The 23716-nt window shown below is 43.4% G+C and carries 20 protein-coding genes; 14 read left to right on the forward strand and 6 right to left on the reverse strand.

Features of this window, described 5'->3' with window-relative positions; genetic code table 11:
- Positions 1 to 9 precede the first annotated feature (9 nt).
- From ACFQZI_RS02130 to ACFQZI_RS02175, 10 genes are all read left to right on the forward strand, one after another.
- Positions 10 to 891 (forward strand): DUF58 domain-containing protein, encoded by an 882-nt coding sequence (locus ACFQZI_RS02130; protein WP_377137903.1) that lies wholly within the window; start codon positions 10 to 12, stop codon positions 889 to 891.
- Positions 888 to 2342: a BatA domain-containing protein gene (locus tag ACFQZI_RS02135; protein WP_377137905.1), complete on the forward strand. Its 1455-nt coding sequence runs from the start codon at positions 888 to 890 to the stop codon at positions 2340 to 2342. Before ACFQZI_RS02130 ends, ACFQZI_RS02135 begins: the two co-directional genes overlap by 4 nt.
- Positions 2335 to 4461 carry a hypothetical protein gene (locus tag ACFQZI_RS02140; RefSeq protein ID WP_377137907.1) on the forward strand — a complete coding sequence of 709 codons (2127 nt, stop codon included), beginning with the start codon at positions 2335 to 2337 and terminating at the stop codon, positions 4459 to 4461. Before ACFQZI_RS02135 ends, ACFQZI_RS02140 begins: the two co-directional genes overlap by 8 nt.
- Positions 4461 to 6206: a hypothetical protein gene (locus tag ACFQZI_RS02145; protein ID WP_377137909.1), complete on the forward strand. Its 1746-nt coding sequence runs from the start codon at positions 4461 to 4463 to the stop codon at positions 6204 to 6206. Before ACFQZI_RS02140 ends, ACFQZI_RS02145 begins: the two co-directional genes overlap by 1 nt.
- Before the next feature lie 129 nt (positions 6207 to 6335).
- The gene (locus ACFQZI_RS02150) at positions 6336 to 7973 is read left to right on the forward strand and encodes a TldD/PmbA family protein (RefSeq protein ID WP_377137911.1); all 1638 of its coding nucleotides are present in this window, start codon (positions 6336 to 6338) and stop codon (positions 7971 to 7973) included.
- A 3-nt stretch (positions 7974 to 7976) separates the two neighbouring features.
- Positions 7977 to 9308 carry a TldD/PmbA family protein gene (locus ACFQZI_RS02155; protein ID WP_377137913.1) on the forward strand — a complete coding sequence of 444 codons (1332 nt, stop codon included), beginning with the start codon at positions 7977 to 7979 and terminating at the stop codon, positions 9306 to 9308.
- A 99-nt stretch (positions 9309 to 9407) separates the two neighbouring features.
- Positions 9408 to 9605: a DUF2683 family protein gene (locus tag ACFQZI_RS02160; RefSeq protein ID WP_377137915.1), complete on the forward strand. Its 198-nt coding sequence runs from the start codon at positions 9408 to 9410 to the stop codon at positions 9603 to 9605.
- Positions 9596 to 9853: a Txe/YoeB family addiction module toxin gene (locus ACFQZI_RS02165; protein WP_377137917.1), complete on the forward strand. Its 258-nt coding sequence runs from the start codon at positions 9596 to 9598 to the stop codon at positions 9851 to 9853. Before ACFQZI_RS02160 ends, ACFQZI_RS02165 begins: the two co-directional genes overlap by 10 nt.
- Positions 9854 to 9924: 71 nt before the next feature.
- Positions 9925 to 10932, forward strand: a complete 1008-nt coding sequence (locus tag ACFQZI_RS02170) for a phosphotransferase enzyme family protein (protein ID WP_377137919.1) — start codon at positions 9925 to 9927, stop codon at positions 10930 to 10932.
- Complete coding sequence (locus ACFQZI_RS02175) at positions 10929 to 11792, forward strand: NAD(P)-dependent oxidoreductase (protein ID WP_377137921.1); 864 nt, start codon at positions 10929 to 10931, stop codon at positions 11790 to 11792. The genes ACFQZI_RS02170 and ACFQZI_RS02175 overlap by 4 nt, the downstream gene beginning before the upstream one ends.
- A gap of 1 nt (position 11793) precedes the next feature.
- Here the strand turns inward: ACFQZI_RS02175 and ACFQZI_RS02180 are convergent, their stop codons facing one another.
- Entirely contained in the window at positions 11794 to 12615 is an 822-nt protein-coding gene (locus tag ACFQZI_RS02180; RefSeq protein ID WP_377137923.1) for a hypothetical protein, read from the reverse strand.
- A 112-nt stretch (positions 12616 to 12727) separates the two neighbouring features.
- Between ACFQZI_RS02180 and ACFQZI_RS02185 the strand changes: the two genes are divergently transcribed.
- Both ACFQZI_RS02185 and ispG read left to right on the forward strand, forming a co-directional pair.
- Positions 12728 to 13597 (forward strand): DUF808 domain-containing protein, encoded by an 870-nt coding sequence (locus ACFQZI_RS02185; protein ID WP_377137925.1) that lies wholly within the window; start codon positions 12728 to 12730, stop codon positions 13595 to 13597.
- Between the two features lie 120 nt (positions 13598 to 13717).
- Positions 13718 to 15781 carry a (E)-4-hydroxy-3-methylbut-2-enyl-diphosphate synthase gene (gene ispG, locus ACFQZI_RS02190; protein WP_377137927.1) on the forward strand — a complete coding sequence of 688 codons (2064 nt, stop codon included), beginning with the start codon at positions 13718 to 13720 and terminating at the stop codon, positions 15779 to 15781.
- 40 nt (positions 15782 to 15821) lie between these two features.
- Here the strand turns inward: ispG and ACFQZI_RS02195 are convergent, their stop codons facing one another.
- Entirely contained in the window at positions 15822 to 16619 is a 798-nt protein-coding gene (locus tag ACFQZI_RS02195) for a hypothetical protein (RefSeq protein ID WP_377137929.1), read from the reverse strand.
- A 223-nt stretch (positions 16620 to 16842) separates the two neighbouring features.
- On the opposite strand from ACFQZI_RS02195, the gene dnaK reads away from it, so the two are divergent.
- On the forward strand, positions 16843 to 18780 hold the full coding sequence (gene dnaK, locus ACFQZI_RS02200) for a molecular chaperone DnaK (RefSeq protein WP_377141714.1): 1938 nt from the start codon (positions 16843 to 16845) through the stop codon (positions 18778 to 18780).
- A gap of 219 nt (positions 18781 to 18999) precedes the next feature.
- On the opposite strand, the gene ACFQZI_RS02205 is transcribed toward dnaK, so the two are convergent.
- The 4 genes from ACFQZI_RS02205 to ACFQZI_RS02220 all read right to left on the reverse strand — a co-directional run bounded on the left by ACFQZI_RS02205 (position 19000) and on the right by ACFQZI_RS02220 (position 22160).
- A complete protein-coding gene (locus tag ACFQZI_RS02205) occupies positions 19000 to 19359 on the reverse strand; it encodes a response regulator transcription factor (RefSeq protein ID WP_377137930.1) in 360 nt (119 codons plus the stop codon).
- 275 nt (positions 19360 to 19634) lie between these two features.
- On the reverse strand, positions 19635 to 19955 hold the full coding sequence (locus ACFQZI_RS02210; RefSeq protein WP_377137932.1) for a hypothetical protein: 321 nt from the start codon (positions 19953 to 19955) through the stop codon (positions 19635 to 19637).
- Positions 19956 to 20050: 95 nt separating this feature from the next.
- A complete protein-coding gene (locus ACFQZI_RS02215) occupies positions 20051 to 20848 on the reverse strand; it encodes an alpha/beta fold hydrolase (protein WP_377137934.1) in 798 nt (265 codons plus the stop codon).
- A gap of 4 nt (positions 20849 to 20852) precedes the next feature.
- The gene (locus ACFQZI_RS02220) at positions 20853 to 22160 is read right to left on the reverse strand and encodes a gluconate:H+ symporter (RefSeq protein WP_377137936.1); all 1308 of its coding nucleotides are present in this window, start codon (positions 22158 to 22160) and stop codon (positions 20853 to 20855) included.
- Between the two features lie 186 nt (positions 22161 to 22346).
- On the opposite strand from ACFQZI_RS02220, the gene ACFQZI_RS02225 reads away from it, so the two are divergent.
- Entirely contained in the window at positions 22347 to 23570 is a 1224-nt protein-coding gene (locus ACFQZI_RS02225; protein ID WP_377137938.1) for a multidrug effflux MFS transporter, read from the forward strand.
- Positions 23571 to 23716 lie beyond the last annotated feature (146 nt).

Genomic DNA, 23716 nt, shown 5'->3' on the forward strand with positions numbered 1-23716 from the left:
GGAGGCTAAATGCTCGACCCTAAAGTATTAATGACCATTAAGGATTTGCCATTGCTGGCGAAAACGGTTATTGATGGCTTTATGAATGGGTTTAATAAAAGTACTGTTAAAGGCCCCGGGTTAGAGTTTAGCCAGTACCGCAGCTACCAACCGGGCGACGACCTGCGCTGGCTGGACTGGCGCATGTTTGCCCGCAGCGACAGGTACTACATCCGCGAATCGGAGGTGGAAACCAGTATCTCTATTAGGTTTTTGGTGGATGCAAGCGCATCTATGAACCACGATGACGACGGGGTTAAGAAAATAGCATATGCCAAAGCATTAACTGCTTCATTAGCCTACCTTGCCAATCTACAAGGCGATTCGGTAGCGTTGAATGTTTTTAAAGATGGCGAACTTTTCTCGATGCCATCCAAGCCCGATCCGCAGCATCTTCAACGCTTGTTTCATAACGTTCAACAGGTTGACCCGGCAGGGGCGTTCACTAAACCCGTACATTATAGGGAACTTTTTGCAGGCGATGGCCGCAAGGAACTATTGGTTTTTGTGACCGATATGTACCAGCAGGATGGAGAAATAAACATGCTGCTCAATTCTTTGTCTGCTTTGCGGCACGAGATCATCGTATTTCATTTGATGGGACAAAACGAACTGGATCTCGACTTTAAAGGTTTTAGTACGCTTGAGGACCTGGAAACCGGCGAAACCATACAGGTAAATACCCAACGTGCTAAGGATACTTATAAGCGGCGTTTGCAGGAACATTTAACCGCTATAAAAAGCAACCTGGCGGCAAAGCGCATCGTATATCAAATGGTGAGTACAGCGCAACCGCTTGATGAGGCCTTGCGGGCATTTTTGGTGCAGCGTAAAAAGGGGGCAAGACAATGATGCAGTTTTTGAACCCTGCCTGGTTTTTTGCATTGGCAGCTATCAGCATCCCGGTTATAATCCACCTGTGGAATATACGGCCGGGCAAAACGTTAAAGGTTGGTAGCATATCGCTCATAACCGAGGCCTCAAAAAGTACCAGCAGCAGTTTTAAACTGCTGGATATTTTGCTGCTATTACTGCGTTGTTTACTGTTGGCGTTGTTGGCAATGCTGCTGGCATGGCCTGTTTGGCAAAAGGCTGCATCAACACAAAAGGTAAAGGGTTGGCTGCTCATCCCAAAGGAGAATTTTAAAGAAACCTACCAAAAGTTTAAACCTGTGGTCGATTCATTAAATAAAGCCGGATATGAGTTCCATTATTTTGACAGGGGATTTGCAAAAAAAGATTTGTACAAGCTATTAACCGATACTACTATAAAAGATACCGCCGCCAATGTTAATTACTGGAGCTTGGTGAGGGCTTTAGACAGCAGGGTGTCGTCGGTTATGTCGGTATATATTTTTACACCGAATGGTATCAATTATTACAAAGGCAGTAAACCGTCAGTCGATTTAAACCTGCATTGGCAAACGTATAGCGTGGCAGACTCGGTTAGTAAATGGATCGCCTCAGCATCGCTAACAAATAACGGGTCAATAAAATTAACTATCGGCAACAGCAGCCCTGCCGGTACAAGTTACACTAACCAAATTTTGCAAAACGGTGGTAACCGGGATATAAGTGTAAGTAGCCAAAACGGGCACCCGATAGTTAGTTTAAAAGGTTCAAACACAATTGCTGTTGAAACAGGTACAACACGCATAGCTATTTATACCGATAAATATGGTGTGGATGCCAACTATTTAAAAGCAGCCCTCTCAGCAGCGATTAGCTTTAGCGGAAAGAAAGCTGTTATTAAACAGTATACCAATGCATCGCAGATTCCTGGCGGACAAACCTGGTTATTCTGGTTGTCGGAGCAGGCGGTAAGCAGCTCTGCAAAAAACAGTAAAAATATTTTCAGGTATGAGGCTGGCAAAGCTGCGGATGTAAATACGTGGGTAGAACCGGGGCACATCGCGTTAGCACGTTCTATAGCCTCCAAAGCTGGTGATGAAGCTATCTGGAAAGATGGGTTTGGCAAACCTGTGTTAGGTTTAGATGGTAATACTTACAATTTTTACAGCCGTTTTAATCCCTTGTGGAGCGACTTAGTTTGGAATGACGCATTCCCTAAGATGGTACTCAAGCTGATTGAACCCCATAAGCCTCAATCCGCGAAATATGATAAGCGCGCGTTAAGCAATGCGCAGATTATGCCTTATAAGGTTACTGAAAATAAAAGTATAGCATCAGCTAAGCCGATAGAACAAACTGATATGTCGCGATATTTTTGGATGTTATTGGTAGTTGTATTTATTGCCGAGCGGATCCTCGCGCACAAAACTAAAACCATAAGCAATGGCTGAACAAGGCGGGTTACATAAGATACAAAGCCTGCGCCGCCGTTGGGTAATTTACCAGGTGCTGGAGGATGTGCTATACTCGCTGTACGCGGCTTTGTATGTTGGTGCGCTGGTGTATTACTTATGGTCGCCAAACCTGTTATGTGGCTTTATTACTTTTCCCGTTACACTTGCAATTTTACTGGCTGTTAACCGCCCGTGGCGGATGACGGACGAAAAGATAGCAGCTTTTTTAAATAAAGAATACCCCGAATTACAAGAGAGTAGTCAGCTTTTGTTGTTACCTGCCCATGAGTTAAACCCATTGCAGGTTATCGCTTCTTCAAAAACAGCAGCTGTATTGGCTGATCTGAAAATATCTCACAAGCCTTTTGCTAAACGGTTAGTAACGGCATTTTTCGCGCTCATTATAGCTACCGGGTTAATATGGGGATTAGGAAAGATCTTCCACATCGAACGGATATTTTACGGACCAAACCGCCCGGTTGCTGTTTGCGCGCCCGGCACCATGGATATGGCCGAAAACGTACTGCCTCAAATCAGCGGTATCGAAATTAGTATTACCCCGCCTGCTTATACGGGCAAACCAAAACGCACGCAGGATAAGTTTAACCTATCGGCAGAGGAAGGGGCTACAGTTGGCTGGGTTATCAAAACCAATATCGCTGTTAAGAAAATAGCTATTCAGTTTATAAAAAATGGCGAAATAACATTGCAAAGTAGTAAGAGCCATACCGAATGGCGTGCTTCCAGGCAAATTATTAAGCCGGGTTTCTATCAGGTAAATATCGATGGTAAGCTATCCGATTACTATTATATTCAGGTGGTTAAGGATGGGGCGCCGGTTATCCATATTAAATCGCCAAAGCAATATACATATATAGATGCAGGCGAAGCGCCAAAAGTAAGCATCAACGCTACCGTAAATGATGACTATGGGGTAGCTGCATCAACCATTATAGCAACTGTTGCCAAAGGCCGTGGCGAGGGCGTAAAGTTTAAAGAGTACAAATTGAGTTTTTCGGAGGGATTTGACGCGCACAAACCGCAATACAACCTTCAAAAATTAATTAACCTGCCAAGCCTGGATATGCAGCCCGGCGATGAACTGTACTTTTATATACAGGCGCAGGATACGCACAAGCAGCTTAGTCGCACTGATGTGTATACCGTAAGCATTCAGGATACTGCCGAATTGTTGAGTATGAATGGCGTGCTATCGGGCGTAAACGTTAAGCCCGAGTTTTTTAGAAGCGAGCGCCAAATTATTATCGATGCCGAGCAATTGTTGAAAGATAAGGACAGCATCAGCGTAGAAAAATTTAATGCCCGCAGTAACGATCTCGGTATCGACCAAAAGTTGTTGCGCCTGCGTTATGGCAAGTTTTTGGGTGAAGAAGGTGAAGATGCTATTGGTGCGCCAAATAATGACCCCGCCGACCCGTCAGATTTTAGCAACGCTACCAAGATACTGAAAGAATATACCGACGACCACGATAATGCCGAGGACGCGGGCTTTTTTGAACCCGCTATAAAAGCGCAGTTAAAAGCCACTTTAACCGAAATGTGGAAGGCCGAATTACAGCTTCGCCTTTACAAGCCGCAGGCGGCATTGCCTTTTGCGTACAAGGCATTACGGCTGCTTAAAGACCTTCAGCAAAAGTCGCGATCATACGTAGCAAAAACGGCTTACAACCCTCCTCCCTTTAAGCCCGAAAAGCGACTAAGCGGTGAGCTTGACAAAATTATCCAACCCATAAACAAACTGGAAATTAAAGCTCCTGCCGACCAGATGGAGGCACTAAAAAAAGCAGTAAACGTATTAGAAGAATTGAAAATTAATCTGGTACTTAGTCGGGCTAACAACCCGTTGCTTCAAGTTGCTAACCAGGAACTAAGCATGAGGGCATCAGCACAACCGGGCATTTACCTGCCAGCGCTAAACGCTATGCGCCGCATATTATCGGCACCAAAGGCAAACCTTACAGATGTAAACACGGTAGAGCGTGCTTTGCAAAAAACGTTAACAGCGCTTAAAGCGATGCCGGCATCCAAAAAAAGTCCGGCAGATATGGGCCTGTCTAAACAGTATTTTAAAAACCTAAAACAAGCTAACCGTTAATGCAGGCCAATTGGACATATATCGTTACTACGCTTTGCGTTTTGCTGGCTATTGGCTTTACATGGCAGGAGTACCGCCGTGTCAATAAACGAAATTTGTGGCTGCGGATATTGGCGGTTATTATTGCCGTGGCGTCGCTGGCATGTATTGCTTTACCAATTACTTATAATGGGGTAAGCAGCAGATCTGCCGAACGTAAAGTTATTTTACTGACCGATGGTTTTGATGTGGATAGCATTAAGGCGGCAGACACAAGTGTGGTTACTACCGATATTGCCGATAAAAAAAGGTATCCTAAAGCGAAACTCATTAACAGTTTGGATGAATTAAATAAAACAGACCAGCTGCATGTTTATGGTTACGGATTGCGTGCAGATGAATTGGCACAACTGGATAGCATGCCATTTATATTTCATCCAGCGAAAGCCCCTTCCGGAATTAGTCATGTTAGTTGGAACGGCCATCTTAAAGCTGGGGAGCCGTTACATGTGCAGGGGATTTATAACAACACATCGGCACAAAAAGTAAAATTGGTTTTAAGCGGATTAAATACAGGTTTGGATTCGGTTATACTGCCGGCAAATACACAAACATCATTTAGCTTAAGCGCCTCTCCTAAAACTACAGGGAAAATGGTATTTAGCCTGAGTACCGATACTGCTGTACAGGGTAGCATCCCCATACAAGTTAGCGCTGTTAAACCTTTAAAAATTTTAATGCTTTCGGCTTCGCCGGATTTTGAGAGTAAGTTTTTGAAGAATTGGCTAACAGGAAACGGCTACGCTGTTGCTTTGCGCTCGGTTATCAGCAAAGGCAAATTCAATAGCGAATACATTAATATCGCCCAGTTTAATTCAGATAAACTATCGGCGCAAATATTTGATGAATTTGATGTGGTAATAGGAGATCTGTCAGTATTAAATGGTTTAAGCCCGGCCGAAGAAGGGGCGCTGAAACAAGCTGTTACCGATAACGGCCTTGGCCTTATTGTACGCGCGGATACTATAGAAAAAACATCCTGGCTGCAAAGGCAGTTCCCGGTAGATAGGGCGGGGGGTAAAGAGCCCGGTGCTGCTTCGGTTATTATAAACGGTAAAAGCAGTATTGGTAAGCTAAATTACGGCATGGCAAATATTATCTATAGAAATGGTACTAAGCCATTGGTAAAAACTGCACACGGGGAAATATTAGCAAGCAATACAATAGTGGGCTCGGGACGGGTGGTTTTTACTACAATAAATTCCACTTTTAGCTGGATGCTTAGAGGTAACAATGCGGACTATAACGCGCTATGGTCGGCACTGATCACAAATGCCGCACGGAAGGACAACGCGGTACAGGATGAAATTGAGTTTTTATCACCGCCTTACATTGGCAGTCCTGTTCAATTGCAGTTTGCGCAAGGCAAGGCATCCCCCGTTATAATAAATAATGAAACTGTTGCAATTGTACAAAGCCCCAATGTGCCATTTGAATATACCGCGCAGTATTGGCCCGCGGCAAGTGGCTGGCAAAATATGCAGGGTAAAAGCTGGTATGTATTTGCCAATAGTGATTGGAGGGCAGCACAAGCGGCCACTAAATTGTCGGCTACTGAAAAATATGCTAAGTCCCACGAAATAAGCGGCAATGTAACAAAACAGATACAGCAAAAAGTTCGGATTGATGTGCCTAAAATATATTTTTATATCTTGTTGCTTGCAGCATGTACTTTCCTTTGGGTAGAAACAAAGGGCCTCTCCTAAACGGCGAAGCCCTCATGGAATAATCCTCTCGGAAGGGAGAGGACTTAAAAAAATATTTGGTTGAGAACCCTCTCCGAAGGAGAGGGCAGGGAGAGGCTATAATTGAAATTAATTTTTGGAGGATAAACTTTGAGAAGAAGAGACTTTATTTTTTTAACCGGCGTTGGCGCGGGGGCAATGATGCTCCCGTCGTTAGATGGCTTTGGTAAAAACATTGATGTGCAGCAGGCGCTTGAGGGCGTTGATGTGCGCATTAAAAAAGAGCTGGCCGATGTTGGGCTTAATACCGCAAAAAGCGCGGGCGCAAGCTACGCCGATGTGCGTATAGGCCGTTACCTTAACCAGTTTGTCATCACCCGCGAAAACCGCGTAACCAATGTTGCCAATACCGAATCGTATGGCATCGGCATCCGCGTTATTGCCAATGGTTGCTGGGGTTTTGCTGCAACAAACGAGGTGACCAAAGAGGGCATAGCCAAAGCTGCTAAACGTGCCGTGGCCGTTGCAAAAGCTAATGCCAAATTGGGTAGTGCGCCGGTACAACTGGCCCCTCAAAAAGGTTATGGCGAGGTAAGCTGGAAAACACCTATCGAGAAGAATGCCTTTGAGGTGCCCATTAAAGAAAAGGTAGACCTTTTACTTGGCGCTAATGCTATAGCCATGAACGGCGGCGCCAACTTTGTAAACTCAACCATATTTGCGGTTAACGAGCAAAAATATTTTGCCTCTACCGATGGTTCGTATATAGACCAGGATATCCACAGGCTGTTTCCTTCATTTAACGTTACCAAAATAGATAGCGCTACAAATTCGTTCCAGACCCGCCGTTCGTTAAGTTCGCCGGTTGGTATGGGTTACGAATACCTGGTGCCTATGGCATCAGAAACGGTTGCCGGTATCACGCCCCGCTATAAGAAGCGTTACGATATGATGGAAGACATGAAATTTGCTACCAAACAAGCCGCTGAAAAAATAGCTGCTAAAACGGTAGAGCCGGGTAAGTACGATTTAGTGCTTGATCCAAGTCACCTTTGGTTAACCATCCACGAATCGGTGGGCCACCCAACCGAGCTTGACCGTGTGCTGGGCTACGAAGCTAACTTTGCCGGTACCAGTTTCCTTACTTTAGATAAATGGAAAAGCGGCAAGTTTAACTTTGGTAGCAAAAACGTTAACGTAACCGGCGACAAAACTGAAGTCGGCTCCCTTGGCGCAGTTGGATACGACGATGAAGGCGTTGCCACCAAAAAATGGGACATCATAAAAGAAGGTACGCTGGTAAACTACCAGGCCATTCGTGATCAGGCGCATATCATTGGCTTAAAAGAATCGCAGGGTTGCTGCTACGCGCAAAGTTGGCAGGATGTGCAGTTCCAGCGTATGCCAAACGTATCGCTGCAGCCGGGCAAAGCACCGCTGGCGGTTGACGATATGATCAAGAATGTAGAAAAGGGTATTTACATTATTGGTGATGGATCATTCTCTATAGATCAGCAACGCTATAACTTCCAATTCGGAGGGCAGCTATTCTATGAAATTAAGAATGGCAAAATAGCCGGTATGCTCAACGACGTTGCCTACCAGGCCAATACACAGGAGTTTTGGAACTCATGTACCGCGGTCTGTGACCAGCGCGATTACCGTTTAGGCGGATCGTTCAACGATGGTAAGGGGCAGCCCAGTCAAAGCAGCGCGGTATCGCACGGATCGTCAACAGCAAGGTTTAACGGTGTTAATGTAATTAACACAAAAAGAAAGATCGGATAAAATATGCCTATATATACAAAAGAACAAGCACAGGCTTTATTAAAGAAAGTGCTTAGCTATTCAAAAGCCGACGAATGCGAGGTAAACCTTGGCGGCAGCGAAGGCGGTAACGTACGTTATGCGTTAAACGCGGTTTCAACAGCGGGTGATATTAGTACTGTTGGCCTTAGCGTAACATCTGTTTATGGTAAAAAGGCTGGGTCGGCTACTATAGACCAATTTGATGATGCATCTTTAGAGCGCGTTGTGCGCCGCTCGGAAGAACTGGCGCAGCTTGCCCCCGAAAATTCGGAATATATGCCGATGCTTGGCCAAAGCGAGTTTAAAGAATCTATAACCTATAACGCCAATACAGCAGCCATGACGCCCGAGAGCCGTGCCGAAATGGTGGGCAAAAGCTTACAGGTTACTAAAGATGCCAAACTTTTTGCGGCAGGGTTTTTAGAAAATTCGAGCGGTTTTAACGCGGTGATGAATTCTAAGGGTTTATTTGCTTACAACAAAAGCAGCGATGTCACCTTCTCGGTTACTACCCGTAACGAGGGGGGGACAACATCTGGCTATGCGGCACGCGGCTTTACCGATGTATCTAAACTGGATACGGCTTCGGCAACGCGCGTAGCTTGTATGAAAGCCAATGCATCTGTAGGTGCCCGCGCCATTGAGCCGGGGAAATATACCGTAATATTAGAGCCGGTAGCGGCAACATATATGCTGGAAAATATGTTCCGGTTTGATGCGCGGAGCGCGGAGGAAGGCCGTAGCTTCCTGAGTAAAAAAGGCGGGGGTACGCGTTTGGGCGAGCAGTTGGTTGACCCTAAGGTTACTATTTATTCAGACCCTTTTAACTCCGACCTGCCCGGTGCTACCTGGGGTGGTGACGGTCTTCCGCGCGAAAAAACGATGTGGATTGATAAAGGCGTAGTAAAAAATCTTTCGTACTCGCGCTTTTGGGCGCAAAAGAAAGGCGTGCAGCCTGTTCCGGGCCCAAGCAATATTATTATGGAAGGCGGTACCCAAAGTCTGGAAGAATTGATAAAAGGCACCGAAAAAGGTATCCTGGTATCAAGGCTATGGTACATCCGCATGGTTGATCCGCAATCGTTGCTATTAACAGGGCTTACACGCGATGGTACATTTTATATTGAGAACGGTAAGATCATGTTCCCGGTAAAAAACTTCAGGTTTAACGAGAGCCCGGTTATTATGCTGAACAACCTCGAAGCCCTTGGCAAACAGGAACGCAGTATCAGCGTAGAAAGCTACCGCAGCTACCTTATCCCGCCAATGAAGATCAGGGACTTTACATTTAGCTCCCTGTCTGATGCGGTGTAAATAGAAATTTATTATATTATGAAAAGTTGCAGGTTGCTATAGCTTGCAACTTTTCTGTTTAAGGATGACTTAAATAACCAAAAAAGTTTAAATTTGAATATGGAAACATTAATTGTACATCCTGAAAATCAAGAGCAATCTGATGCCTTAAAGGCATTTATGAAAGCATTCAAAATTTCATTCGAAGAGGAAAAGGATGAATACGACCCTGCATTTGTAGATATGGTGCTGAAAGGTGAAGAAGAAATTAAGGCTGGAAAAGGTATTAAAGTGGACACAGGTAATTTATGGAAGTAATATTTACTTCTGCTGCTTTAGCTCATCTTGAAGAATGGAAGAAAAGCGGCAATGTAGGTGTGCAAAAGAAAATTAGTGAGTTAATATCTTCGATGAGAGAAACTCCATTTGAAGGGATAGGAAAGCCAGAGCCATTGAAACATGCGTTAACGGGGAAATGGTCAAGGCGTATAAATCAAGAACACCGCATAGTTTACAGTTTCGATAATGACACCCTGAGTATATATTCTTTAAAAGGGCATTATTAACCGATAATATCCATCGCCATTGCTAAAAAGCAGTGGCGTTTTTGTTTCTTTGCAGCCCCAAAACTTTTATCATGCAAAATTTTCCGGTCAGTAACTCTACACTATCGTCAAAGCAAATCGGTTTGTTTTTGCAGGATAAATACGGATTTAGTGCAGGCGCTACCTGCAAATTACTAAAAACGGGCATCAACCATAGCTATTTAGTTACTGACGGCGAGAGCAAGGCTGTCTTCAGGATCTACAGCCTTAATTGGCGTACACAATTAGAAATATCCGAAGAGCTCAGGCTATTGAATTTGCTGCGAGAAGCTGGTATCTCGGTATCCTACCCTATAAAAGATGCTGCCGGAAATTACATTCACGAACTAAATGCCCCCGAAGGGACACGCTATGGCGTGCTTTTCTCTTTTGCAGCAGGGGATAAGCAATTGAATTTTTCTGCTAATTTTCATTACAAGGTTGGCGAAACCATGGCCCGCATCCACCAGATTACCCATAGTATGCAGTTACAAAGAGTGAAATATACGCCTAAAGTTATATTGCAAGATCCGTTAGAATACATCAAGGAATTTCTTCCTGCCAATAGCGAAGAAATGCAATGGATGGTATCAACCCAAGTGTTTCTGATGGATGAGTTGGGCAAAGCGAATACAACACAATTAAGGGTAGGCGCGGTGCATATGGATATTTGGTTCGATAATTTTAACATCACCAAAGAAGGGCAGATAAACTTATTCGATTTTGATTTTTCCGGCAATGGATGGTTGTGTTACGATATTGCATACTATATATTGCAGCTGCATAGCACGGAAAAAGTTGTGACCGAAAGGGATGAAAAATTGAACAGCTTTTTAGCCGGATACGAATCGGTTATTAAAATATCAGACGAAGAAAAGCGTTTGCTACCTATGTTAGGGGTGAGTATGTATTTCTTTTATCTCGGTATACAGGCGCAGCGGTTCGATAACTGGTCGAACGTGTTTTTTAATGAAACCTATTTAAAACGGTTTATCAATCTGCTTGTAAAAAAGTATTTCGACGAAAACGTTGTTACCACAAATACTGTTAATCTATCATGACAAGTACAACAAAAATTGGCTGGATAGGCCTTGGTTTAATGGGTAACCCTATGTCGCAGCAATTGTTAAAAGCAGGTTATGAGGTAACCGTTTATAACAGGCATAAAAACAAAGAGGCTGTTTTAAAAGAGCAGGGAGCAGGTACGGCCACAACACCTAAACAGCTTTTACATCAAACAGATGTTGTTATAATAATGGTAACCGATGACAAAGCCATTAACGAGATATTTACAGGTGAAGAGGGTTTATTAAAGGCTGATGTGGGCGGTAAAGTAATCATCAACATGAGTACCGTTTCGCCAGCAATAAGTAAAAAGATGGCGGCTTTATGTAAGGCACAGGGCTTAAATTACCTGGACGCGCCTGTGTCCGGCAGTGTTAAACAAGCCGAAACCGCCCAGTTGGTTATTATGGTTGGTGGCGAAGCAGATGTGTTTGAGCAAGTGAAGCCTGTATTAGAAACTATCGGGAAATTAGCAGTAAACGTAGGCGAAACGGGCTCCGGTAATGCTGCGAAACTGGCTATTAACACCTTGCTTAGCTTTTACACACAGGGACTGGCGGAGGCTATCATCCTCGCGAAAAATAACGGTATAGCGCCCGAAACTTTGCTGAACCTCATAGGTAACGCCGCAATTGCAAACCCGTATACTAAACTAAAAGGTGACGCCATAGTTAACGATAATTTTAAAGCAGCTTTTAGCCTAAACAATATTGTGAAAGACCTTAAGCTATCGCGCGATATTGGGCTAACCACACCATTAGGGGAAGCGGCATTAAAGACGTTTGAAGCTGCAAGTGCAAACTTTGGCGACGATGACCTGATTGCTATTTACAAATATTTGGAGGCAAATAAATAGCTTATTCCCGTTTCTTTTTTAAGCTGAATGAGGGTTTGTTAGATTGGGTCTTATCTGCACTATCATAAAGGTTTAAGGTGCGCTTGTTAAATATGAATGAGTACGCTTTCTGACCTTCAGTGTTCAGGTTAAAAATGATCTCGTCGTGGCTGTGCTGAGGGTCGGCGATGAGGTCGTTTTGTACAAAATAGGTAGTTAGGCCGGGTAAACCGGTTACATTGCCATTATCATCAAATTTTGCCAATATCTTCTTGCCCGAGGCGTCTGTACCCTCATAATCACCGGATAGTATTGCCTGATTGATCATAAAGCTCATTCCCTGCGCTAAGCCCCCGGCTGGTTTATTTTGCATGGCTTTTATGTATTGGGCGGTGTTTGTTTCTTTGGTTTTTTCGTTATAGCTGTAAATAATGAGCGTGGTATCGCCATTTTTTACCTTGTAGCTCAACTCATCGTTGCCAAGTTCAACGGTGGTAGTATTTTTACCTGCCTGGAAACGCAACGCTGTATTAGCGCCTTCGTGGTTATTTAACACAACAGGCACCATAATGCTATCGCCCTTAAGCTGTGCTGTATCGATATACATTACCGTAATGCCAACCCCTTTTTCAACGGCCTCCAGCGGCGATTTACTTTTCTTTACTTTTTTAATGTAGTCCTTTTTTACCCATAAACCGTTTATCAAAGGTTTAAACTGGTGCATCAGATCCTGCGATTGATCTAACCGGCCTGCGGCAGTAGTATCCTGGTCGCTATCGCCTGTTGTACTTTTGCAGGATAAAAATATACTGATTATAAGCGGGAGGTAGAAGATCCTTTTCATGTAGCCGTATTAATAACCCCAATATAAGGAATTATGCCGTTTTTTCTTGTCTTAATGACACAATAAAACAAATAACTGCTAAACTAATCGGTATGTAACGGGTTATTGGTATATGGCTTCAGGGTTCTTTGCTATTTTAGATGATATAGCCACGTTGATGGATGATGTGGCCGTGACCACTAAACTGGCCACGCGCAAAACAGCAGGCATTTTAGGGGATGACCTTGCAGTTAACGCCGAAAAGGCTACCGGCTTTTTAGCAGACCGCGAGTTGCCCGTATTATGGGCTATCACCAAAGGTTCATTTATTAACAAGCTAATTATTGTCCCTGTTGCGATTTTGTTAAATGTATTTTTTCCGATAGCAATTAAAGTAATATTGGTTTTAGGCGGATGTTACCTGGCTTATGAGGGAGTAGAAAAGGTAGTTGAATTTTTGTTTCATAGTAAAAAGCCTACTCACGCGGTTATTGAAGAAAGCCATTCGGATGAGGGCATCGCCGAAAAAGCCAAGATCAAATCGGCCATACTAACCGACTTCATCCTGTCGGCCGAAATTGTGATCATAGCCTTAGGGACAGTGTTGGAAAAGGAACTTATTATACAGATTATCACGGTGTCGGCCGTTGCATTTCTGGCTACTATTGGTGTGTACGGTTTAGTAGCTATCATCATCCGCATGGACGACGCCGGCCACAAGCTGGTTAGAACATCAGGTGGCAATGGCTTTATTTATTTTATCGGAAACTTACTGATCAAGGGTTTACCCTTAGTTATTAAGTTACTAAGTATTGTGGGGACTGTTGCGCTGGTGTTAGTTGCCGGCGGTATATTTATACATAACATAGGCTATTTGCATCATATACTTCCCGATCTTCCATCAATCATTAGGGAATTAGGTGCAGGCCTGGTAATTGGTTTGGTTATCGTAATTGTTTTTAAAGGCGGAAAAAGTGTGTTCAATAAGCTAAGTTCTACATAGATTTCATCAGTTTAAGGGTACTCGTTTGTAGAGTTGTAAGCTTAAAGCAACATCCTAACAACCTTGCTATTTCCTTCAAACATTATCCTTAAATTTGTAATTCATTAATTCTACTCCTGCATGAATGCTGATGCTGTAAAAATGCTGCAAGGCCGTTACTGTAACTCATTAACAAACTATTCGCGTTTTGTAACCCGCGAGGTTGCTATTGGCGATGTGCCAATGGGGGGCAATAACCCCATCCGCATTCAAAGCATGACTACAACTGATACCATGGACACTCTTGGTACGGTTGAACAAACCATCCGCATGGTTAATGCAGGCTGCGAGTATGTGCGCATTACGGCGCCAAGCATAAAAGAAGCGAATAACCTTGCCGAAATTAAAAAGCAACTCCGCATGCGCGGCTACAATGTGCCGTTGGTTGCTGATATTCACTTTACGCCAAACGCTGCCGAAGTGGCTGCCCGTATTGTCGAAAAAGTACGCGTAAACCCCGGTAACTATGCCGATAAAAAGAAATTTGATACCATAGAATATACCGATCTGGAATACCGCGGCGAACTGGAACGTATCTTTCAAAAATTTACCCCGCTGGTAAACATTTGTAAAGAGTATGGTACTGCCATGCGTATTGGTACCAACCACGGCTCGCTGAGCGACCGTATCATGAGCCGTTACGGCGATACATCGCAAGGGATGGTAGAAAGCGCTATGGAGTTTATCCGCATGTGCGAAACACTGGGCTATTACAACTTGGTAGTAAGCATGAAGAGCAGTAACCCGCAAGTTATGGTGCAGGCTTACCGTTTATTGGTACAAACCATGGTTGCCGAAGGTATGAATTACCCGCTTCACCTTGGCGTAACCGAAGCCGGCGACGGCGAGGATGGCCGGATAAAATCTGCCGTAGGTATTGGTACTTTACTTGAAGATGGCCTCGGCGATACCGTCCGCGTGTCGCTTACCGAAGAGCCCGAGGCCGAAGCCCCGGTTGCCATTGCGCTGGTGAAGCGCTATTCGCTTCGAAGTCAAAAGTCAAAAGTCGAAAGTCAGAAAGAAAATACAACCTCCTCTCCTTTGGAGAGGGATGGGGTGAGGCCTCATTCCCCGTACGAATATAAAAAACGCGAAACCTACGAGGTTAACGCGTTTATAGGCGGACACATGGTGCCAAGGGTAGTTGTAGATTTGTCTGCCGCAAACCTGAAAGACCCCGCTGTGATGAATGATGCCGGGTATCTGTACTCGGCGCTGCTGGATAAATATAATATGGCTGAGCAATCGGTAGATTTTGTTTACATGGGCGATAGCTTGCCGTCTTTTACTTTACCCGGTAACTTAAAGCAACTATATAATTACGCAACCTGGCAAAAGCTAAGCGATAAAACGCTTTGCCACCCGGTTTTTACTTTAGAGGAATACATAAGCGCAGATACCGACCGCAGATCGGCCCTTAATTTAGTTCGGATTAAAAACGCCGACCTGGATACAGATGCTTTTGGACTGATACCGCTTGATAAAAGCCTGGTATTTGTGTTGGAGACGGATGAACTGCATGGCATGGCCGACCAACGCTCCTTTTTTATGAAACTCCAGGTGTTGGGACTGGATGTACCGGTGATTGTTAAACGCAGCTATATAAGCCTCACCCCAGCCCTCTCCGAAGGAGAGGAAGCAGGAAAAGAAGTCTCACCTATCGGGGGAGATTTAGAGGGGGCTACTACGCTGCTACAACTTTATGCTGCAACCGACCTGGGTGCATTATTAGTTGATGGTTTTGGCGATGGCATCTGGATTGATGCTCCTCAGGTGCCAACCGGTATTATAACCTCAACCGCGTTTGGTATTTTGCAGGCAACCCGTTCGCGTATCTCAAAAACAGAATATATATCCTGCCCAAGCTGTGGCCGCACATTGTTCGACCTGATGGTTACCACACAAATGATCCGCAGCCGTACAAGCCACCTGAAAGGATTAAAGATCGGCATTATGGGCTGTATTGTAAACGGCCCCGGCGAAATGGCCGACGCCGATTATGGTTACGTAGGCTCGGGCACGGATAAGGTTACCCTATACCGTGGGCAACAGGCTGTAAAGAAAAACATTAACTCGGCCAATGCCCTTGATGAACTTATAGGCATCATTAAAGGCGATGGCAACTGGATAGAACCGGCCGAATAAAGTTTTGATAGCGGCGGCGTAACCCGCCAAGCTACTGCGATCAATAAAAGAAAGTCAATTCAGGATCCGGCTTTAACCTGTGGCATGGGCGGTCGAGTCCCTCTATAGGATATTTCTGCTTTGATGGTTCTTTTACCGGCAAATATTTATTTAACAAAAACGTAACCTCTATGGTATCCGGAACCATTTCGCCTTCATAATTGAAAAAGTCGCTATGGTTATTCGCGTGTATATGTACCAGTGAATGGGTTTCTTGCAGTTTTGCTATAATGTTTGCCGCTTCATGCAGCCTTTCTTTAAGAGAATGGAACTCAATATAAATTTGCACCGCGTTATTTAACAAAGGATATATGGTTTCATCCTTAAATACCGCATACTCATAACCCTCCACATCAAGTTTAAAAATGATGCTTTTATCTGCTAAACCATATTTATCGAAGTGATATTTAAAGGTTTTATATTTCGGGGTATCAACGTCGCTTATTCCTTCTTCAATAAAATCAATTTTATACTCCGGTAAGGTTGCCTCTGTTTTTTTCCATCCCAGGTAATTTTTTAAATGACGTAAAAAATAAATAACCTGCCCCTTAAAAAGCTTTTCAAAAATTGGTTTAAGATCTTTTAGCGTGGGGTCAAAAGCAAGGGTTGGTTTATTTGTTGTTTTATAAAAGTCCTTTTCAAAAACAACGTTGTAGCCTACGCCGTAATTAATTAAGTAATCAGCATCGTTAAGGCTTGGTGAATGAACAATGTAACCACCATCAAACTCATGGCCCAACCTTGTTAAACCGGATACCTCATACGGGCGGAATAATTTTAAAATGTTATTGTTTTTCAATTGTATAGTGTTTAAGCGATTATGCAGTAGTTATAAAAATATTATAAAGTGAATATATGATGTTTTGTTTCAGTTGCAATAAAAGATTACACGCTATTTTTTACTGCCAACCTGTCACCGAAAAGTAAGTTATCCTGACGGTTTGTAAGCTAACTGACACCCTACCATTATTTTTTCTGCCAAATGCATATTGGCACAGGCATTGATAAATAGGTGTGGAAGCATTAATTATCAAGAAAAAACAAATCATAATATGTCTAAAATAATTGGAATTGACTTAGGAACAACAAACTCCTGCGTATCAGTAATGGAAGGTAACGAACCTGTAGTTATTGCTAACAGCGAGGGAAAACGTACTACGCCTTCTGTTGTAGCTTTTGTTAACGACGGTGAGCGTAAAGTGGGCGACCCGGCAAAACGCCAGGCCATTACAAACCCAACAAAAACTATTTATTCTATAAAGCGCTTTATGGGTAACAACTTTAACGAGGTTACCAGTGAAGTAGGCCGTGTGCCTTATAAAGTAGTTAAAGGCGACAACAACACCCCGCGTGTTGAAATTGGCGACCGTAAATATACCCCGCAAGAGATCTCTGCAATGATACTTCAGAAAATGAAGAAAACTGCTGAAGATTTTTTAGGAACTGAAGTGACTGAAGCGGTTATTACCGTACCTGCATACTTTAACGATGCACAACGCCAGGCTACTAAAGAAGCAGGTGAAATTGCAGGTTTAAAAGTTCGCCGCATTATTAACGAGCCTACTGCTGCTGCCCTTGCCTACGGTTTGGATAAAGCACACAAAGACATGAAGATAGCGGTATTTGACTGTGGTGGTGGTACGCATGACGTATCTGTACTGGAGTTGGGTGATGGCGTGTTCGAGGTAAAATCTACCGATGGTGATACTCACTTAGGTGGTGACGACTTTGACCAGGTAATTATTGACTGGATGGCAGATGAGTTTAAAAGCGACGAAGGTGTTGACCTGCGTAAAGACCCAATGGCTTTGCAACGCTTAAAAGAATCTGCTGAGAAAGCTAAGATCGAATTATCAAGCTCAACTCAAACAGAAATAAACCTGCCATACATTACCGCAGGTGCCGAAGGCCCTAAACACCTTGTTAAAACTTTAAGCCGTGCTAAATTTGAGCAATTGGCTGATAGTTTGATCAAACGTACCATAGAGCCTTGTAAAACCGCTTTGAAAAATGCAGGTTACAGCACATCAGATATCGACGAGGTTATACTTGTAGGTGGTTCAACCCGTATCCCTGCTATACAGGATGCCGTACAAAAATTCTTTGGTAAAGCCCCTTCAAAAGGTGTTAACCCAGATGAGGTTGTTGCCATTGGTGCAGCTATACAAGGTGGTGTGTTAACCGGTGAGGTTAAAGATGTATTGTTGTTAGACGTTACCCCGTTATCATTAGGTATCGAAACTATGGGCGGTGTAATGACTAAATTGATAGAGTCTAACACTACTATACCAACCAAAAAATCAGAAACGTTCTCTACAGCGTCTGATAGCCAGCCATCTGTTGAGATCCACATATTACAGGGCGAGCGCCCAATGGCATCGGGCAACCGCACCATAGGCCGTTTCCACCTGGATGGTATACCACCGGCACCTCGCGGTGTGCCTCAAATTGAAGTAACCTTTGATATTGACGCGAACGGTATATTACATGTATCTGCAAAAGATAAAGCAACCGGTAAAGAGCAAAAGATTCGTATCGAAGCTTCATCAGGCTTAACTGATGCCGAGATCAAAAAGATGAAGGACGAAGCTGAAGCAAACGCTGATGCTGACAAAAAAGCAAAAGAAGAAGTTGAGAAACTGAACTCTGCCGATGCCCTGATCTTCTCGACCGAGAAACAATTGAAAGAATACGGTGATAAGATACCTGCCGACAAAAAAGGCGCTATTGAAGCCGGTCTCGAAAAATTGAAAACAGCTTATGCTGCTAAAGATCTTGCTGCTATTGAACCAGCACAAGAAGAGCTTAACGCCGCATGGACTGCTGCATCTGAAGATATGTACAAAGCATCTGCCGAAGCAGGTGGCCAGCCAGGCGCTGACGCAGGTCAGGCTGCAGGTGGCCAGCCGGAAGGTGGTGCCGACAACGTAACAGATGTTGACTTTGAAGAGGTAAAATAATTACCCTAATATATAGTAAAACGGCCCCGATTGATCGGGGCCGTTTTTATTTTGAAAATATTTTGCTTGTCAGTTTGAGCATGTCGAAGACTTATATTCGCGGCAAATGGTCCGACAGGCTCACTATGACAGCTCAACCCACCTCGCAACGACGCGTGGGGCTAAAATAAAGGCCATCCGTTAGCTAACAAATGGCCTTTATTTTATGATTGAAATTTTCTATGATATCAGACTATTAACCTTCTCCACCAACTCCGATAGATCAAAAGGTTTGTTGATGATGGCATCGCAGCCGTAGGCATAAAGGTCGGCTTCGTGATTGATATATGCCGAAAATATAATAACAGGTACATTGCCAAATTTAGGATGCGCTTTAATACTGCGGCAAAGTTCGCCACCGTTTTGGCCCGCAACCCTAAAATCAAGTATAACCAAATCGGGCTCGAACTGTTCAACCAAAGGCATTACATTTTCGCTTGCGCCTGTACTTTTTACTTCAAAGTTTTCGTAAGTAAGAGTTTCATGAACGATATCAAGAATGTCCTGGTTGTCATCCAATACTAAAATACGCTTAACCATATCAGTAAGTAAAAATTAAAAAAGTATGTAAAGATATTAAAGTAAGATGAAAAATATATGATGGCAGGACGAAGGCATCTATAGGTAGTATGCTACCATATCTTATTTGACCGGCTATGGCCCAAAGATACCACAATTAACTTATTAATAGGAAATATTATAATGTTTAGATTTAATTTACAAGCGGTTAATAGCATGTATTAGAGTATCTCAGATAGCAATAAAAAAGCCCCCGTTTATTAAACGGAGGCTGGTATAGTTTATATTGTGCTGTATTAATATGGATACGCCTTACCCGGATGTGCACGTTTCCATGCGCGGCGGCGTTCCAGCCAGGCAGCATGTTTTCTTTTTTGTTCGCGTTTGCGGGCTTCATTACCAATAATGTAACCACCACCAGCGCCAATAGCGCCCCCAATTACGGCACCGCCAACGCTTTTACCAATTAGCGCGCCTGCAACGGCACCACCGGCACCACCTATAATAGCGCCTTTACCTTGTTTACTTATTCCTTTGCTTTCTTGCGCTTGTGCACTAAAGTTAACCGTAGTGGTTAATGATAGTAACAAGCCTCCATATATGAGTAACTTTTTCATGGTATGTATCTTTATAATATAAAACACTCTAACAAATAGTAAGCCATAAAACTTACACATATATAGATTGATTATTATACCAATAGTTTAACCATTTATTTTAAAAAGCTAAGTATAGCTGCCGAAAACTGTATAGTTTTCCCTGCACTATTATGATCACCGGGTACGGTTATAAACTTAGAACCTGGTATCATTTTTTGTAAAACCGTAACGTCTCCGTTTGTGGTATCATCAGCACCATCTATTAATAACACAGGTATTTTTACACCCGCAAGTTCTTTAGCACTTGTACTTGGCTGGTGTTTTTGCTGGTAAGCCAGCGCCAGGTTATCGAAATTATTCTTACGGATCCAAACCATCATATCATCTACATCATACACTGTGGTATCACCCATTAACGCTTTGTACGCATGAATGCGCCTCGGCCATTCGGGGTTAGTATAATCTACACCCATACCGCCCATTACAGCTTTATTGATGCGTTTATCAAGCACCATTAAGCGCGATGTGATGATGGAACCGCGCGAATATCCTACCACGCTGTATTTCTTAAAGCCCAGGCTTGATGCAAGGGCCATTACATCTTTAGCTTCTGCGTCGTTGTTGTAACCTGCATCGGTATGTGGCTTGTCCGACTGGCCATTACCGCGCTGGTCCAGTATAACAACCTGGTACCCTGCCTCAATTAATGCTGGATAAAGCGAGCCATGTTTCCAGCCCTGGCTGGTACCGGTAAAGCCGTGCAGTAATATCACGGGAAAGCCGTTTCCTTTTACTTCGTAATAGATCTTCGTGCCATCGAAAGAGGTGAAAAATTTACCTTCGGGTGTTTGGGCATACAAGCCCGTGCAGCAAATTATAGCGAAAATTATTAGCGATAAGATCTTTTTCATACCATTAAACAAACAGGTTTAAAACTAAAACGCCAGCCAGGCCTATTACAGATACCAGGCTCTCCATCATTGACCATGATTTGAACGTATCTTTTATACTCAGGTTAAAATATTCCTTAAAAAGCCAGAACCCCGAATCGTTTACATGTGAGAACGCCAAGCTGCCGGCACCTATAGATAGCACCATTAAATTGGGGTTTACGTGTTCACTCACTACTAAAGACGATACGATACCCGCGGCAGTCAAACCCGCAACAGTAGCAGATCCTAAACTGATGCGGATGATGGCCGCTATAACCCAGCCCAAAAGCAGGGGAGGCATATTAAAAGCCTTAAGGCTGTTAGCAATCTCATTACTTACGCCGCTGGTGGTTAGCACCTCTTTAAACGCGCCGGATCCGGCTATAATAAGCAGTATAAGCGAAATGTCTTTTACGGCATCAACGTAGTTTACACCTAACTGGCCCATGCCGCGGCCTTGTTTTATGCCGAGTGTATACGTAGCAACCAAAAGGGCTATAAGCATAACAATTGACGGGTCGCCAAGAAATGCCATTACTTTTAAAGCCTTTTCGTCCTTAATGCCCAGGTAGGGGAAAAATGCTGTCAGCATTAATAAAATTACCGGTAGCAATGCTGTAAAAAAGCTTATAAAGGCGCTTGGTAACTTATCGGCTGGCATTTCTTCGGCGCGGAACGTTGCCAACGGTTCAGATGGGATCTTTTTCAGGAAACCTGCAAATACCGGCCCTGCAAGGATAATGGTTGGTATAGCTATACAAAGGCCATATATAAAGGTGGTAGCCATGTTAGCGTGAAATAATGCTACTAACGCCGATGGCGATGGGTGTGGAGGTAAAAAACCATGCGTAACAGATAGGGAAGCTATCATAGGCAGGCCAATAAAAACCGCGGGCAGCTTATATTTATAAACTACCGAAAATATTAACGGTACCATCAGCACAAAGCCGATACCGTAAAACAGAGGTATACCAATAATAAAGCCTGCCGCCACCAACGCCCATTGAATGTATTTTTTGCCCACCGCATTTACCAATACTTCGGCAATTTTTTGCGCTGCACCACTTACCGCTACCAGTTTGCCCAGCATAGCCCCGAGGCATATAATGATGAGCAGGCTGCCCAATATATCGCCAATGCCTTTTTGTACCGATGCCGTAACTTTATTAACAGGTATACCCAGCATTAAGCCTGCGGTTATGGATACCAGCAGGAAAGCCAGGAAAGGGTTCACCTTAGCCCAGCTAACCAATAATATGAGCAGTACTATGCAGAACAGGATAACCAGCATTGTTTTGTATTAAAATTTATAATTGTATTGCTTGCTTAAGAAGCCGATGCAACTAATGTAGTAATTATATTAATTGGATGGTTCGCATTTCTGCCTTTCATTAAATTGTCTGTTAAAGGCTTAGTAGTAAACTATTTTACAATTGCTTTACCACTTTCATTCAATTAAACTCCGTTTATTTGCTTTATGACAAGCCAACGCTATTTCTTCCTGATACTGATATTGGGTTCTCTTACCGCACTCGCGCCTTTCTCAATAGATATGTATTTGCCTGGCTTCCCGGATATTGCCAGATCGCTGCATACCAGCCCCGAGAATGTGGCTTTGTCGTTATCCAGTTTTTTTATCGGCATATCTGCCGGGCAGTTGCTTTATGGCCCCCTGCTTGATAAATACGGCCGCAAACCACCTTTGTATTTTGGTTTGGCGTTGTACATTGCGGCATCAATAGGCTGTTATTTTTCGGCAAGTATAGAAATGCTTATTGCCATGCGTTTTATACAAGCTATTGGCGGCTGTGCTGCAACGGTAGCATCTATTACAATGGTGCGCGATATTTTTCCGGTGGAAGATAACGCCAAAGTTTTTGCTTTGCTTATTTTGGTTTTGGGGGCATCGCCCATGATAGCCCCTACAGTTGGCGGGTACGTTACCGGATATTTTGGCTGGCAATTGATATTTATTATCCTGGCTGTAATTGCAGTACTTATAATATTGGCGGTATTCTTTTTCCTGCCCGAGAGTTATAAAGCCGACCCAAACTATTCTCTTAAACCCAGGCCAATTATAAGCGGTTTTATAACCGTTATTAAAACACCGCAATTTTATACCTATGCAATTAGCGGGGGTATAGCCTTTTCGGGGTTGTTTGCCTATATATCTTCATCGCCGTTGGTATTTATGGAAGTGTTTAAAGTAAGTAGTAAAGTTTACGGATGGATCTTCGCTATACTCTCTGTAGGATTTATTGGAGCCAGCCAGGTAAACAGTTTACTGGTTAAGAAATATAAAAGCGCGCAAATAGTGAATGTGGCACTTATTGCCATGGTTATTATTTCGGCTTTGTTTGTTTTTGGTTCTTTGCAAAACTTATTAGGGCTTGCAGGTACTATCATCATGATATTTTTGGTTTTATGCTGCGTAGGGATAGCCAGCCCAAACACCTCGGCTTTAGCCTTAGCCCCGTTCGAAAAAAACGCAGGTACGGCGTCGGCTCTTTTAGGCGCTTTTCAAATGTGTATTGGGTCGGTAGTATCGGTAGGTATTAGTTTGTTTAAAAGTCAGTCGTCTATACCAATGTCGGCAATTATGCTGGCGGCATCATCACTGGCCCTTTTTGTAGTATTAATTGGGCGGAGAAATATAAAAGAAAGGTTAGAATCTAAGGTTTCTTCGTTTGCAGCCCATTAAAATTTAGCGGTAGCGATATTAAAATAGTGCATATTTAATATCGCGAACAATTCTGCCAACTGCTATGCTGCCCGAATGTGAAGCTACAGCAACAAGCGTTACATTCATAAACGTATTTTTTAGGAATAATGCTTTATACTGGCAGC

Source organism: Mucilaginibacter lutimaris (genome assembly GCF_042676625.1).
Lineage (GTDB): Bacteria > Bacteroidota > Bacteroidia > Sphingobacteriales > Sphingobacteriaceae > Mucilaginibacter > Mucilaginibacter lutimaris.

Excerpts from the sequence above, each read along its gene's own strand:
- ACFQZI_RS02130 (WP_377137903.1), top strand. The coding sequence starts at position 10 with ATGCTCGACCCTAAAGTATTAATGACCATTAAGGATTTGCCATTGCTG.
- ACFQZI_RS02135 (WP_377137905.1), top strand. The coding sequence starts at position 888 with ATGATGCAGTTTTTGAACCCTGCCTGGTTTTTTGCATTGGCAGCTATC.
- ACFQZI_RS02140 (WP_377137907.1), top strand. The coding sequence starts at position 2,335 with ATGGCTGAACAAGGCGGGTTACATAAGATACAAAGCCTGCGCCGCCGT.
- ACFQZI_RS02145 (WP_377137909.1), top strand. The coding sequence starts at position 4,461 with ATGCAGGCCAATTGGACATATATCGTTACTACGCTTTGCGTTTTGCTG.
- ACFQZI_RS02155 (WP_377137913.1), top strand. The coding sequence starts at position 7,977 with ATGCCTATATATACAAAAGAACAAGCACAGGCTTTATTAAAGAAAGTG.
- ACFQZI_RS02160 (WP_377137915.1), top strand. The coding sequence starts at position 9,408 with ATGGAAACATTAATTGTACATCCTGAAAATCAAGAGCAATCTGATGCC.
- ACFQZI_RS02165 (WP_377137917.1), top strand. The coding sequence starts at position 9,596 with ATGGAAGTAATATTTACTTCTGCTGCTTTAGCTCATCTTGAAGAATGG.
- ACFQZI_RS02170 (WP_377137919.1), top strand. The coding sequence starts at position 9,925 with ATGCAAAATTTTCCGGTCAGTAACTCTACACTATCGTCAAAGCAAATC.
- ACFQZI_RS02175 (WP_377137921.1), top strand. The coding sequence starts at position 10,929 with ATGACAAGTACAACAAAAATTGGCTGGATAGGCCTTGGTTTAATGGGT.
- ACFQZI_RS02180 (WP_377137923.1), bottom strand. The coding sequence starts at position 12,615 with ATGAAAAGGATCTTCTACCTCCCGCTTATAATCAGTATATTTTTATCC.
- ACFQZI_RS02185 (WP_377137925.1), top strand. The coding sequence starts at position 12,728 with ATGGCTTCAGGGTTCTTTGCTATTTTAGATGATATAGCCACGTTGATG.
- ispG (WP_377137927.1), top strand. The coding sequence starts at position 13,718 with ATGAATGCTGATGCTGTAAAAATGCTGCAAGGCCGTTACTGTAACTCA.
- ACFQZI_RS02205 (WP_377137930.1), bottom strand. The coding sequence starts at position 19,359 with ATGGTTAAGCGTATTTTAGTATTGGATGACAACCAGGACATTCTTGAT.
- ACFQZI_RS02210 (WP_377137932.1), bottom strand. The coding sequence starts at position 19,955 with ATGAAAAAGTTACTCATATATGGAGGCTTGTTACTATCATTAACCACT.
- ACFQZI_RS02215 (WP_377137934.1), bottom strand. The coding sequence starts at position 20,848 with ATGAAAAAGATCTTATCGCTAATAATTTTCGCTATAATTTGCTGCACG.
- ACFQZI_RS02220 (WP_377137936.1), bottom strand. The coding sequence starts at position 22,160 with ATGCTGGTTATCCTGTTCTGCATAGTACTGCTCATATTATTGGTTAGC.
- ACFQZI_RS02225 (WP_377137938.1), top strand. The coding sequence starts at position 22,347 with ATGACAAGCCAACGCTATTTCTTCCTGATACTGATATTGGGTTCTCTT.